The 12792-nt window shown below is 63.1% G+C and carries 12 protein-coding genes; 4 read left to right on the plus strand and 8 right to left on the minus strand.

Translation table 11 applies throughout. The annotated features are described in order from the left end of the window. Genes kdpC through SOQ14_RS06680 form a run of 4 tightly spaced genes read right to left on the minus strand, consistent with a single transcriptional unit; the run spans position 1 to position 4360 of the window. The gene (gene kdpC / locus SOQ14_RS06665) at positions 1-555 is read right to left on the minus strand and encodes a potassium-transporting ATPase subunit KdpC (protein WP_322897281.1); all 555 of its coding nucleotides are present in this window, start codon (positions 553-555) and stop codon (positions 1-3) included. Between the two features lie 13 nt (positions 556-568). Continuing rightward, positions 569-2227: a potassium-transporting ATPase subunit KdpA gene (gene kdpA, locus SOQ14_RS06670; RefSeq protein WP_322897282.1), complete on the minus strand. Its 1659-nt coding sequence runs from the start codon at positions 2225-2227 to the stop codon at positions 569-571. A 34-nt stretch (positions 2228-2261) separates the two neighbouring features. Beyond that, on the minus strand, positions 2262-4271 hold the full coding sequence (gene kdpB / locus SOQ14_RS06675; RefSeq protein ID WP_322897283.1) for a potassium-transporting ATPase subunit KdpB: 2010 nt from the start codon (positions 4269-4271) through the stop codon (positions 2262-2264). Further along, positions 4271-4360 carry a potassium-transporting ATPase subunit F gene (locus tag SOQ14_RS06680; protein ID WP_267619191.1) on the minus strand — a complete coding sequence of 30 codons (90 nt, stop codon included), beginning with the start codon at positions 4358-4360 and terminating at the stop codon, positions 4271-4273. Before SOQ14_RS06680 ends, kdpB begins: the two co-directional genes overlap by 1 nt. A 283-nt stretch (positions 4361-4643) precedes the next feature. Here SOQ14_RS06680 and SOQ14_RS06685 point away from each other — a divergent pair, with 283 nt between their 5' ends. The 4 genes from SOQ14_RS06685 (at position 4644) to SOQ14_RS06700 (ending at position 10077) form a co-directional block, all read left to right on the plus strand. After that, positions 4644-5429, plus strand: a complete 786-nt coding sequence (locus SOQ14_RS06685) for a transporter (RefSeq protein ID WP_322897851.1) — start codon at positions 4644-4646, stop codon at positions 5427-5429. Between the two features lie 336 nt (positions 5430-5765). Further along, on the plus strand, positions 5766-6182 hold the full coding sequence (locus SOQ14_RS06690; RefSeq protein ID WP_322897284.1) for a DUF2946 family protein: 417 nt from the start codon (positions 5766-5768) through the stop codon (positions 6180-6182). Positions 6183-6310: 128 nt separating this feature from the next. Beyond that, on the plus strand, positions 6311-8431 hold the full coding sequence (locus SOQ14_RS06695) for a TonB-dependent receptor family protein (protein WP_322897285.1): 2121 nt from the start codon (positions 6311-6313) through the stop codon (positions 8429-8431). A gap of 11 nt (positions 8432-8442) precedes the next feature. Then, the gene (locus SOQ14_RS06700) at positions 8443-10077 is read left to right on the plus strand and encodes a PepSY domain-containing protein (protein ID WP_322897286.1); all 1635 of its coding nucleotides are present in this window, start codon (positions 8443-8445) and stop codon (positions 10075-10077) included. Positions 10078-10150: 73 nt separating this feature from the next. On the opposite strand, the gene SOQ14_RS06705 is transcribed toward SOQ14_RS06700, so the two are convergent. From SOQ14_RS06705 to SOQ14_RS06720, 4 genes are all read right to left on the minus strand, one after another. Continuing rightward, complete coding sequence (locus SOQ14_RS06705) at positions 10151-10783, minus strand: tyrosine-type recombinase/integrase (protein ID WP_322897852.1); 633 nt, start codon at positions 10781-10783, stop codon at positions 10151-10153. Between the two features lie 302 nt (positions 10784-11085). After that, positions 11086-11403 (minus strand): transcriptional regulator, encoded by a 318-nt coding sequence (locus SOQ14_RS06710; protein WP_322897287.1) that lies wholly within the window; start codon positions 11401-11403, stop codon positions 11086-11088. Beyond that, positions 11400-11849 (minus strand): hypothetical protein, encoded by a 450-nt coding sequence (locus SOQ14_RS06715; protein WP_322897288.1) that lies wholly within the window; start codon positions 11847-11849, stop codon positions 11400-11402. The genes SOQ14_RS06710 and SOQ14_RS06715 overlap by 4 nt, the downstream gene beginning before the upstream one ends. Next, positions 11846-12658, minus strand: a complete 813-nt coding sequence (locus SOQ14_RS06720) for a CPBP family intramembrane glutamic endopeptidase (RefSeq protein WP_322897289.1) — start codon at positions 12656-12658, stop codon at positions 11846-11848. The genes SOQ14_RS06715 and SOQ14_RS06720 overlap by 4 nt, the downstream gene beginning before the upstream one ends. Positions 12659-12792: the final 134 nt, after the last annotated feature.

The raw sequence follows: 12792 nt of genomic DNA on the forward strand, positions 1-12792 counted from the left end.
CTACTGCGCCTGCCGGTCGAGCGCCAGATTGAGTTCGAGGACGTTGACGATCCGCTCCGGCGCAAAGGGGCCAGCGGCGCTGACTGCCTGAGCCTCGATCAGGCGCCTGACCTCGGCAGGCGCTAACCCGCGTGCAGCGGCAACCCGGTCTGCCTGAAAGAGCGCTCCTTCAAGGCTGACATGCGGATCAAGCCCGCCACCTGATGCCGCAACAAGATCGGCGGGGATCGGGATATCCGCCGTCGCACCGTAGCGGGCGATGAGCTCTTTTGCCCGGTCCGTCAGCTCCGGACTGGTCGGCGATGTGTTGCTGCCGCCCGCACCCATGCCGTCGTAATCCACCGCCGAGGGCCGCGGCCAGAAGTAGCGGGGGCTGCTGAAGTCCTGCGCGATTAACTTGCTGCCGACCGCCCGGCCATCGGCTTCGATAATCGACCCATTCGCCTGAAACGGTGCGACGCTCTGTGCGAAGGCCAGCACCAGCGCCGTGTAGCCCACGACGCATATGGCAAAGGTCACCAGCCACAAGCGCAGTGAGGGGAGAAGATATTGCATCGGTCAGTGCTCCTTAGCGCATCAAAGTGACATGCTCGGCGATCGGGCCAAGCGCGGCGGCAGGGAAGAAGGTCAGCGCGCCGAAAATCAGGATGACGATGAACAGCATCACCCCGAAGGTCGGCCCCTCGACGCTCAGCGTCCCCGCGCTCTCGGCGCTGCGGCGCTTGGCCATCAGCGATCCGGCGATGGCGAGCGGCACGATGATCGGCAGGAAACGTCCGATCAGCATGACGAGGCCGGTGGCGATATTCCAGGCGAGGGTATTGTCGCCCAATCCCTCGAACCCCGAACCGTTGTTGGCGGCGGCGGAGCTGAACTCGTAGAGGATTTCCGAGAAGCCATGCGCGCCAGTGTTGTTTAGGGTGTCCAGCCCCCACGGGGTCGCAGCAAACAGCGCGGTGCCGCCGAGGATCAGCAGCGGGTGGGCAATTAGCGCCAGCACCACGAGCCGCATCTCGCGCCCCTCGATCCGGTGGCCCAAGTATTCGGGCGTGCGCCCCACCATCATCCCCGCCACGAACACGGCGAGCCCGATGTAGAGGAACATGTTGATCATGCCGACACCGATGCCGCCGAAGGTTTCGTTGAGCCACATTCCGGCCATCGGCACCAGGCCGGTGAGCGGATTGAGGCTGTCATGCATCGCTCCCACCGAGCCGTTGCTGGTCGCGGTAGTCAGCACTGCCCATAGCGGGCCGGTGGTCGCACCAAGGCGCAGCTCCTTGCCTTCGAGGTTGCCGACGTCCTGCGTGACGGCAAGCCCTGCGAAGGCCTGCGTCGGCGCGCTCTCGAAGGTGACAGCAGCGGTGAGCTTGATCGCCAGAAGGGCTGCCATGACACAGAAGATCACGGCGGCGTGCCTGGGGCGGCCGATGATGCGCCCGAACATCCACACGCAGGCCATCGGGATAAGAATAATCGCGATCATTTCCAGCGCGTTCGACCAGAATGTCGGGTTTTCCAGCGGGTGTGTCGAGTTCGGCCCGAAGAACCCGCCGCCATTGGTGCCGAGTTGCTTGATTGCAACGAAAGCAGCGGCCGGTCCGCGCGCAATGGTCTGGGTCGCGCCTTCCAGTGTCGTCACCTCCGCTGCTGCGAGCAGGGTCATCGGCACGCCCGCCAGCGCGATGGCACCCGCCAACAGGATTGCGAGCGGCAGCAGCAGCATGAAAGCAGCACGTTGCACATCGAGGAAGAAGTTGCCCATGCTGGCCTTCCCCCCGATGCCGCGCGCCAGCGCTGCCAGCGCGGCAATCCCGGTCGCCGCCGACACGAATTGCAGCCACATCAGCCCGCCCAATTGCGCGAGGTAGCTCCAGGTGCTCTCACCCGAATAGTGCTGGAGGTTGGTGTTGGTGGTGAAGCTCGCCGCCGTGTTGAACACAAGGTCGAGGCTGGCAGCGCCCTGGCCATCGGGGTTCAAGGGCAGCAGATGCTGGGTTGCCAGCAGGACAAAAATGAAGGCGAACATCACCACGTTGAAGGCGATCAAGGCGAGCGAGTATTGCTTCCAGTTCTGCTCTTGCGTGCCGCCCGCGGCAGCGGCGAACAGCTGGTCTGCGCGTGCAAATCGGCCGGAGAACAGTGCCGCCATGTATGCGCCCAGCGGCCAGGAGAGCAGCGCCGTGCCTCCAACGATGAGAGCAATGGTAAGAATGCTTGCAAGCATGGGGATTTCCTTTGCGGCTCAGACACGGTGAAGTTCAGGCAAGGCCAAGGCCGGACACGGCGAGGTCGATGAGCTTGATGCCGACGAAGGGCGCGATCACCCCGCCGCCGCCGTAGATGCCAAGGTTGCGCAGCAGCTGGCTGGCTGCGGGCATGGGGCGATAGGCCACGCCCTTCAGAGCCAGCGGCACCAGCAGGGGAATGATGATCGCGTTGAAGATGATCGCGGACAAGATCGCGCTGTTGGGACTCGCCAGCCCCATCACATTGAGCGCGCCGAGCCCGGGATAGAGCACCACGAAGATCGCGGGCAGGATCGCGAAATACTTGGCGACGTCATTGGCGATCGAAAAGGTGGTCAGCGCGCCGCGGGTCATCAGCAATTGCTTGCCGATGCCCACGACCTCAATCAACTTGGTCGGATCGCTGTCGAGATCGATCATGTTCCCCGCCTCGCGCGCGGCCTGGGTGCCGGTGTTCATGGCGACGCCCACATCCGACTGGGCGAGTGCAGGCGCATCATTGGTGCCATCGCCGCACATGGCGACCAGCTTGCCCTCGGCCTGTTCCCTGCGGATGTAGGCGAGCTTGCCCTCGGGCGTCGCTTCGGCGAGGAAATCGTCCACCCCTGCCTCGGCGGCAATGGCGGCGGCGGTGAGCGGGTTGTCGCCGGTGATCATCACCGTGCGGATGCCCATGCGGCGCAGTTCGACAAAGCGTTCGCGGATACCTGCCTTGACGATGTCCTTGAGATGCACCGCGCCCAGCAGGCGTCCGTTCTCAGTCACCGCCAGCGGCGTGCCCCCAGCCTGCGCGATCTTGTCGGTGATGCGGCGCAGTTCGGCGATGGCGGGTTCGGGGAAGTCCCCGAGCCTCAGAACGGCATCGACCGCACCCTTGCGGATGCTGCGACCCTGCTGGTCGATGCCGCTCACCCGCGTCTGCGCGGTGAAGCCCACCACCTCGGCGTCAGGCGCAAGCGGCTCGCCTTCGCCTGCCAACAAGACGATCGAGCGGCCCTCAGGCGTCTCGTCAGCGAGGCTCGCGAGACGGGCGGCGGAGATCAGGTCAGCCTCGGCCACCCCGGTCAGAGGCACAAACTCGCTCGCCTGCCGGTCGCCTATGGTGATCGTCCCGGTCTTGTCGAGTAACAGCGTGCCGATGTCGCCCGCTGCCTCGACCGCGCGGCCCGATTTGGCGAGCACGTTGAAGCGGATCAGCCGGTCCATGCCTGCAATGCCGATGGCCGAGAGCAGCCCCGAAATGGTGGTCGGGATCAGCGCCACGAACAGCGCGATCAGCACCGGGATAGGAATGCTCCCCCCGGCATAGGCGGCGAAAGCAGGCAGCGTCCCGACCGCGATCAGGAACACCAGCGTCAGACCGGTGAGGAGGATGGTCAGCGCGATTTCATTAGGCGTTTTCTGACGGCTCGCGCCCTCGACCAGCGCGATCATCCGGTCGAGAAAGCCGCTGCCGGGTTCCGCTGTCACGTTGATCTGGAGCTGGTCGGAGATCACGGTCGTCCCGGCAGTTACCGCAGAGCGGTCTCCTCCCGCTTCACGGATTACGGGGGCACTTTCACCAGTGATCGCCGCCTCGTTGACCGAGGCAACTCCGGCGACCACCTCCCCATCAGCGGGAATCTGCTGGCCTGCGACCACGATCACGATATCGCCGCGCTTCAGCTGAGTCGCAGGAACCTGTTCCCTCAGCCCGTCGCGCCCGATGCGGCAGGCGGTCAGCTGATCCTTGGTCGCCCTGAGGCTCGCTGCCTGCGCCTTGCCGCGCCCTTCGGCGAGCGCTTCGGCAAAGTTGCCGAACAGCACCGTGACCCACAGCCAGAACACCAGCTGCCCTTCGAACAGCGCATCGCCGGTGCCCATCGCAAGGTGATAAAAGAAGATCAGCGTTGCTGCCGCTGCGACGACCGCCGTGGTGAACATCACCGGATTGCGTATCAGCGTGCGCGGATCGAGCTTGGTGAAGGCTCCGCGCGCGGCGGGGCCCAGCAGCGCGCGGTCGAATATGCCGGTGGCAGCCATCAGAACCGCTCCGGCCGCAGCAGCACGATGCCGAGGTAAACAAGCAGGCCGAGCGCCACCAGCGCCGCCAGCAGAAGGTCGAAGGTCATGAAGGCTCCTTTCGCATTCGCAAAAGGGCCAATGGCGCAAGGCGGCGTGAAATCTCGCCGGGGGAAAGGGCCCTCAGGCATTAAATCTGCGTGAAATTGAGTCTGACTTGATCGATGATGAGATAGCTTTTCACGCAGATTTCACGCGGCACATCGGCATTCCGCATGGTGATTTAAGGCGCATCGGGACGAAAAGCGGGGCTGTCGAGCGGCGCACAGGCCGCAATCAGGAGCTTCCACAATGCGTTTTCGGTTTTTCCCTGCCGCTGCGGCCTGCGCCATGATGTGTGCCGCGCCACCTCTGTCCGCTCAACATGCCCCCACCGCCGGGCCGGTTGATGAGCGCGCGCCGATCTGCACCGATCGCCCGACCAAGGGCACAGCAGCTTGCACCGTTCCCAAGGGCATGATCCAGATCGAAAGCGATGCGATCCTCTGGACCAGAGCGACCACCGGAGGGGAGCGCAGCGATGCGCTGCTCTACACCAACCCGACCGTGAAGTTTGGGCTGACCGACAGCAGCGACATCCAATTCAACCTCGCCCCCTTGGTCGAAGTGCGCAGCCGCATCGCCGGGCAGACCGTCACGCAGCAAGGGGTGGGTGATCTGACGGTGCGCTTCAAACAGCGCCTGACCGATCCCGGCGACCGCGTTCAAATCGCCGTAGTCCCCTTCGTCAAAGTCCCGACCGCCGAGCGCGGGATCGGCAATGGCGAATGGGAGGGCGGCCTCGTCACATCGGTGCAAGTCCCCGTCGGCCCCGCGACGCTGACCATGGTGCCGCAATTCGCACTGCTCGCCGACAGTCTGAAGCCCGACAATCGTCACATCGAGTTTCAAGGTCTGGTCAACCTCGCCTATCCGCTGGCCTCGCGCACCACGATGGCGGTCGAACTGTGGACGGCGCAGAACTGGGATCCGTCAGGGACGGTGCGTCAATACTCGGCCGACGCGGCGATCAGCCATCTGTTGAACAACAACCTGCAGATCGATTTCGGTGGCAATTTCGGCCTCAATCAGGCGACGCCGGCCGTGCAGCTTTATGCCGGCGTGTCAGTGCGGTTCTGACGCCTCCCGTTGAAGGGAAGCGGTCGACACTGCGATGACCGGTTTCGGGTCAATTTGACGATGGCGTTGATTGTGAATAGAATCCTGATGTGCCGCCATGATCGGCCCGAGCTGGGCAGGGTCAGCTGCCGACCCAGAGTCGGTCGTTGGCGGCCGCCGCGTTGAACGACTGGTTCCGCCAAAAGCCGCCATGCAGCTCTCGGGGTCGTGCACCGCCCGCTTACGATCGTTCGTCGGTGGAGAGCGGAATGGCAGTTTCGCCCTGTTTTCCGCATCAGGAATTGTCGATGTTACACGGTGACATGGCAATTTCTCTGCGCTAGTGGCGCGCCCGTAATGACCTGCCTTCGCGCCTTATCCCATAGATATGCCCGGCTCGCGCTGGTGCTCGTGGTGGTCGCCCTGGCGGTAAAGGCGCTGGTGCCCGCAGGCTACATGATCTCTGCCACGGGCGATCGCTTTCTGACGGTCACGATCTGCGCCGATGCCAGCGGCACGCCGAAGCAGATGCGGATTGCCATTCCTGACAAGGATGGGACGGGCGGCGATCATTCAGAGGCGGCGGACAAATCCCAGCCTTGCGCCTTTTCGGGGCTTGGTCATGCCGCGCTGGGCGGGGCCGATCCGGTTCTGCAGGCCGCCGCGCTGGCGTTCATTCTGCTGGTCGGGTTTGCGCCGCTCCGGGCGCCACCTGCCCGCGACATCCCCTTTCTGCGCCCGCCGCTGCGCGGGCCGCCTTCCCTTTCCGTCTGATCGTCAGACCGTGCGCGTGGGGGACTGAACCCCGCTCGCAAGGCCCTCTCGTTCACTGACCCGCAAAGCAGGGTCGCTGGCGCTGCGCCGCATCGCGGCCACGCGCTTACGGAATTTCGGGATACATCATGCAAATCAATACTGTGAAGCGCGCTCTCATGGGCGCCACCATGCTTGCCGCCACCACCACCGCCTTCGACGCCCCGCTCCATGCGCAAGGGATCGGCCAACGGCAGGACGAGATCATCGTCACCGCCAGCCTCCAAGGCACCGCCACTGCCCCCACGCCTGAGGCTGCCCGCAAGGAACTGGAGCGCGTCCCCGGCGCGACAGGCCTCGTCGAGGACGAAGGCTTTGCCGACATCTTCGCACAGTCCATCGGCGATGCGCTGGAACTGACCCCCGGCGTCTTCGCCGACACCAGCGCCCCGCGCGAAAGCCGCATTTCGATCCGCGGATCGGGGCTTAATTCCAGCTTCGAGCGGCGCGGGCTCACCGTGCTGCGCGACGGGGTGCCGATCAGCCGTGCCTCGGGCGCGACCGAGTTTCAGGAAGTCGACCCACTGACGGTGCGCTACATGGAGGTGTTCAAGGGCGCCAACGGGTTGCGCTATGGCGCAGCCTCGCTGGGCGGGGCGGTCAATATCGTCAGCCCGACCGGGCGCACCGCCCGCGCGCCGATTGCCCTGCGCGCCGAGGGTGGTAGCTTCTCCACCTTCCGCGGCAATGCTTCGCTGTTCGGCAAGAGCGGGGATGTCGACTATTGGGGCGGGATCACCGGCCTCACCAGCGACGGCTACCGCGAACACAGTGAAGTGCGCAGCCTCTATGGCCACGGCAACCTTGGCTGGCGGGTGTCAGACAATATCGAGACGCGTTTCTACGTCACCGCGCTGTCGGACAATTTCGAACTTGCAGGCTCTCTTCGCCTTGCCGACGCCCTCGCCAATCCGCGCGCAGCGGGACGCCCGGTCCGCGCCGGGCCGGTGGTGATCGACCCCGGCCCGGTGGCGGATGACTGGGACCGCAATCTCGATGTCTACCGCGTCTCGAACCTCACCGTGATCGACCTCGGCTCGGCCGATCTTGAGTTCGGTGCATGGTATGCGCGCCGCAATCTCGACCACGCGATCACCCGTTTTGCCGGGATCATCGTGCAGGGCGAGGATGAGGTTGGCGTTTCGACCCGCTTGTCCGGCAGCCTGCCCTTCCTTGCTCCCCAGAGCCGCTGGCAGGTGGGGGCGATCTATGCCTCCTCGAGCAATGACGCGAAGACCTTCGCCAACAATTCGGGCGCGCGGGGGGCGCTGCGCACGCAGTCCGATCAGGATTCGGACACGCTGACGGTCTATGGCCAGGCCGATCTCGGGCTGACCGAGAGCGTCACGCTGATCGCAGGCGGACAATATGCCCGCGCCACCCGCGATGTGACCGCGATCCTCAACGCGGTGACCGGCCGGGGCGAATATGACCAGTTCAACCCGCGCGTCGGCCTGCTGGTGGATGCGGCCGAGGACATCCAGTTCTTCGGCAATATCAGCCGCAGCTTCGAGGCGCCGAGCCTTGCCGATCTCACCAGCGGTGGGGCCTTCCCCTTCGCGCCGCTCGATCCCCAGCGAGCGACCGTGTTCGAGGTGGGCACGCGCGGGCAGGCGGGCATCCTCTCGTGGGATATTGCGCTCTACCGGGCCGAGCTGGAGAACGAGTTCCTCGACCTCGCCGTGCCGGGCGCGCGCGGGCTGGTGACGGTGACGGCCAATGCCGACCGGACCGTGCATCAGGGGCTCGAATTCGGGGTCGACCTGCGCCCGTTCAAGGCGGCGCTGGAGCAGAACGGTCACGCCCTGCGGCTGAGCGCGGCCTATACCTTGAACGACTTCAGCTTCGATGGCGACGCCACTTACGGCGACAATGATCTCGCGGGTGTCCCGCGCCATGTGCTGATCGCCGAGGCGCGGTTCGACCAAGTGGACCGGTTCTACCTCTCCACCACCCTGCGCTGGATCCCGGAAGGACCGTGGGCGGACTACGCCAACACCGAGCGCGCGCCGGGCTACGCCATCGTCCAGCTTACCGCCGGGGTCACGCTGACCGATGGCATCGAACTGTTCGGATCGGTCGAGAACCTGTTCGACACGGTGTTCATCTCCAACGTCACCACCAACGCCAACCAGCGCCTTACCAACGAGGCGATCTACACCCCCGGACAAGGGCGCGCCGTGTTCGGCGGCCTGCGGGCGAAGTTCTGAGGAGGCGGGTGATGAGCGCAAAGAACAAGACCGCACGCTGGTCATACTCCAAGCACCAGTGGCTGGGGCTGATCGGCGGGATCAGTCTCCTGGTGTGGGGCCTGTCCGGCCTCACCCATATCGCCATGGTGCTGTTCGGCCCGCAGCAGGCGCAGTTCATGCCCCCTGCGGCCACGGTGGCGCTCGAAGGGGCGCGGCCGATTGCCGCAACCCTTGCCGAACGGGGCATTGCCGAGGCGGTGGCGGTCAAGACCGTCCCCGCACCCGGCGGCGGGGTCATGTGGCAGGTGACCCCTGCGGCGGACGGCGCGCGGCGCTACTTCCGCCCCGCCGACGGCAGCGAGGTGGCGAACGGCGACCGGGCACAGGCCGAATTCCTCGCCCGCCACTATCTTGCGACCGACCGGCCGATCACCTCGGCCAGACTGCAAACGCAGTTCGACGCCGATTACCCCTGGGTCAATCGCCTGCTGCCGGTGTGGAAGCTGGAATTTGCAGGCGACGACGGCCTCACCGCCTATGTCCATACCGAAACCTCCAGCCTTGCAGGCGTCAACAACACCACCAAAACCCGCCTGCAAAGCGTGTTCCGGGCGCTGCACACCTGGGAATGGGTGCCGCCGGGGATGGACTGGCTGCGGGTGGTGGTGATCGCGCTGATGGTCGGGAGCCTGCTGGCGCTCGGCCTCACCGGCATCGCGATGCTGGTGACGGTGCGGCGCAAGAAGCGGCTGCCGGGCGCGCGCGGCTGGCACCGGATCGCGGGCTATGTGCTGGCGCTGCCGCTGATCATGTTTGCGGCTTCGGGAATCTATCATCTGATCCAGTCGGCCATGGTTCCGCCGCAGAGTAATCTCGCGATGGGCAGCCCGGTGAATGTCGCGAGCGGCAAATGGCCGATCGAGGCAGACTGGGCGCTGATCGCCAAGGACCGCGATATCGCCTCGGTCGCGCTGGTTGAAGGGGCTGAGGGCCAGCCGCTCTACCGCATCGGCCTTGCCCCGAAAGGCCCGATGGGCGGCGGCGAGCATGACCACGGCCCTGCCAAGGCAGCGGCGGCGGCTCATGGCATGGCAGGGCACGACCACGCCGCGATGATGGCGGCGCAAGCCAAAGCCCCCACCACCGACGCGGAAATCCGCGAGGCGCGCTTTGCCGGGATCAAACCCGATGGCCCGGCGATCTACCTCGATGCGGCCACCGGCAATGTCGTGACGTCAGGCGACGAGGACCTCGCCCGCGCCATCGCCCGCCGCTTCACCGGCGCGCCCGACAGCGCGGTGACGGGGGTGGAACTGGTGACCCGCTTCAGCCACGAATACGACTTCCGCAACAAGCGCCTGCCGGTCTGGCGGGTCGATTACGGCGCGCCGGTCAGCGCCAGCCTGTTCGTCGACACGGGCGCGGGCGTGCTGGTGGATCGGGTTGCCGACGGCGAGAAGCCTGAACGTCTGGTGTTCAGCTTCATCCACAAATGGAACTTCCTGTTCCCGATCGGACGCCTCGCGCAGAATGTGGTGGTCGGCCTGTTTGCCATTGCTCTGATCGGCTTCATGGCGGTGCTGGGGCTGCGGATGGATCTGGTCCGCCGCCTTCGCGCGGGCCATGATCGCCAGAGGCGGGACGAGGAAGTTCGCGCAACGTAAGTCAACAGAGCGGTCTCTGCCGATCCTAATCGTAGTGTTGTCTGCTCCTCGTCGTCAGCGAGGAGCAGACCAATCATATCTCGGTGCTTTCGGCGAGTGTGAGCGCGCCTTCGACGTCGATCCCGAGGTAGCGCACCGTATGCTCGATCTTGCTGTGACCGAGAAGTATCTGGACGGCACGCAGATTGCCGGTCGCCCTGTAGATGATCGACGCCTTGGTCCGCCTCAGAGAGTGGGTGCCGTATTCGCTCCGCATCAAGCCGATCCCGCTTACCCATTCATCAACAAGCCGGGCATATTGGCGGGTGCTGAGGTGCCCGTTGCGATCAACACGGCTTGGGAAGACGTAATCGTCCACGCTGCCACCTCTGCGCTCAAGCCAGGCCAGCAGACTGGTCTGGGCATCTGTCAGCAACTTGAACTGAACAGGACGCCTTGTCTTCTGCTGCATGACAAGGGCGCATGTTCGGATTTGCCCGCCGCTAACAATATCGCCGATCTTCATTCGAACCAGGTCGCAGCCGCGCAGTTTGCTGTCGATGGCAAGGTCAAACAGTGCTCGATCACGCAAGCGGCGGCGTTCGTTGAGGTAAAATCGGATTTGCCATATCTGCTTCGGCTTGAGCGCGCGCTTCGCGCCAACAGTCCTTCCTGCATTCCAGACGGGGCGCTTAGTCGTGGTTGTTTCGTTTCCAGACGTTTCCATGATCGTTCTCCAGTGACCAAAATGGTCACATGAAGGATGCCCCTCGGCCTGAAGATTGAAAATGCTGCGGCTGTCGACCCAGACCCCGTCGTTCACGGTAGCGAAGTTGAATGTCTGGTTCCGCCAGAAGCCGTCATTCCGGTTTCGGGATTGATCGACGACCATGCTTATGACCGCAGCTGGGTGGAATTCGGAATGTCGGCTTTTGGTTCAGGACGACGCAATAGCTGACTTCCAAGTGGTCTACCGAGTATGGAAGATATGCGGAATAAGGCGTCAGAGCGTACATCGGATTTCTTGACCTATCCGGACACGAATCCCCCGAATTTTCTGTCAGCCGCAGAGATCATTTCCTGCAAACCGGCGACATGCTTCCGGAAAGCACGGCGGCCTTTTGATGTCAGGACGGCCCACGTCCGCTGACGACCATCGCGAGGTGCCTTTGTTATGGAAACATAGCCGGCTTCGGCTAGGGTTGAGAGGTGTTTGGAAAGTACAGAATCGCTGACATTCACTATTTCGCGGATAACCGCGAATTCAGCTTCATCGGCTCGGGCGAGAATGGCCGCGATCTGCAGACGCACAGGCGCATTCAGCACTTCGTCTAGGGCAACACTCATATGCCGCCTTCACGAATGTCTTTTCGATAAACCCTCTCCCAAGCGATGCTGAGCATTGAGGTTCCAAGAAAGACGATAGCCATGGTGATCCAGAATGTTGCATTGACCACGCCATCATCCAGTAGTGTCCGCACAAAGATTACTGCACTCAGATTTAGGGCGATGATGGCCCCTATAACCCAAGCGGTACGACCTCGCTGATAGCCGCTGACAAACATACCGTAGCGCTTTTTGTCGTCCCTCACTATCGCGATCGTAAGAACAATGGCCACGAGTAGAATGACCATCGCGAGCCCGCGCGGAAGTCCCACTGAACCGACAACGAGGGTCATTAGCAGACCCGCCGCTGCGTGCCGCCAAAAGGGCCACCGCATTCGCTCTGCCAAACGACCATTTGTGATTTCCAGCGCTATCAATGCAGTTCGGGCGTCTTTCATACTTGTCACCGTCTCAACTCCGTCCCGTCTGCAACAGTCACTGACGCATCCCTCGCCTTCGTGCGATGTTTGATGGTGCGGCTTGTCATATGCTGGGAAATGATAGGCCTGATCACCAAGCCAATCATATCGATCAGGATATGCACTGCAATTGGCTTGAGGATTGAGCCGCTCGATAAATAGAGCCAGAACATGAACACACCCACCGCTGTAGTTGCCATCGCGCCCTTCCAGCCTTGGTACCAATGCGCCATCCCAAACGCTGAGATTGAGATTAAGAGAGATGCGGCAATCGAACCGGTAGCCTCCATCGCCAGCAATGGCAGCGCTATCCGGTAGAAAATTTCTTCGCTGATGCCGGCGTTCAGCGCCAACGGAATGCACCAAGCCACCTCTTTGCGGTTGCGGGGCAAAAGGGCGTCGATGTCGCCAATCATTGGTTGACGCATCTTCTTCAGTCGTTTCCGCCAAACAATTGCACTGATGGTAAGCCCAAATGTCATTCCGACGGCTATTCCCAGCATACTTTCAAGATTGGGGCTTTCCGACGGTGATCGGGGCTTAATCAGTTCGATCACTGCGGCGAGTTCGGTGGGGAGATTCCACAGCGCATCAATCCGGCCGAGGGCTAGCAGCAGCACAACACCCCCGACGCCAAACAGTGCCATCGGCACCAAAGTCCACTTGCGATAGAAGCGTATACGATCGGCGCTTTCGTCAAACAGCTTGAACGCCGCATAGTCCCGAGAATCCCGCCAAGACATCCATAATAGTCCGGCCAAGACGCTTGAAAGCGCCAAACTCGCCACAAGGTTCATAGCTTCGTTCCTTCACTTTCCATGATGGAAAGTCTTTAGGTGACACTTTCCGTGACGGCAAGTGGTGAGTTTCCCTTGAGGAAAATGAAATTGGGCTCGATCGATCCCCGAAATCGAAACAGAACCAGGTCAAG

Origin of the sequence: Erythrobacter epiphyticus (assembly GCF_034653295.1) — a bacterium.
Lineage (GTDB): Bacteria > Pseudomonadota > Alphaproteobacteria > Sphingomonadales > Sphingomonadaceae > Erythrobacter.

Bases quoted from the DNA above. Each gene is read 5' to 3' on its own strand.
- kdpC (WP_322897281.1), bottom strand. From the start codon at position 555: ATGCAATATCTTCTCCCCTCACTGCGCTTGTGGCTGGTGACCTTTGCC.
- kdpA (WP_322897282.1), bottom strand. From the start codon at position 2,227: ATGCTTGCAAGCATTCTTACCATTGCTCTCATCGTTGGAGGCACGGCG.
- kdpB (WP_322897283.1), bottom strand. From the start codon at position 4,271: ATGGCTGCCACCGGCATATTCGACCGCGCGCTGCTGGGCCCCGCCGCG.
- SOQ14_RS06680 (WP_267619191.1), bottom strand. From the start codon at position 4,360: ATGACCTTCGACCTTCTGCTGGCGGCGCTGGTGGCGCTCGGCCTGCTT.
- SOQ14_RS06685 (WP_322897851.1), top strand. From the start codon at position 4,644: ATGTGTGCCGCGCCACCTCTGTCCGCTCAACATGCCCCCACCGCCGGG.
- SOQ14_RS06690 (WP_322897284.1), top strand. From the start codon at position 5,766: ATGACCTGCCTTCGCGCCTTATCCCATAGATATGCCCGGCTCGCGCTG.
- SOQ14_RS06695 (WP_322897285.1), top strand. From the start codon at position 6,311: ATGCAAATCAATACTGTGAAGCGCGCTCTCATGGGCGCCACCATGCTT.
- SOQ14_RS06700 (WP_322897286.1), top strand. From the start codon at position 8,443: ATGAGCGCAAAGAACAAGACCGCACGCTGGTCATACTCCAAGCACCAG.
- SOQ14_RS06705 (WP_322897852.1), bottom strand. From the start codon at position 10,783: ATGGAAACGTCTGGAAACGAAACAACCACGACTAAGCGCCCCGTCTGG.
- SOQ14_RS06710 (WP_322897287.1), bottom strand. From the start codon at position 11,403: ATGAGTGTTGCCCTAGACGAAGTGCTGAATGCGCCTGTGCGTCTGCAG.
- SOQ14_RS06720 (WP_322897289.1), bottom strand. From the start codon at position 12,658: ATGAACCTTGTGGCGAGTTTGGCGCTTTCAAGCGTCTTGGCCGGACTA.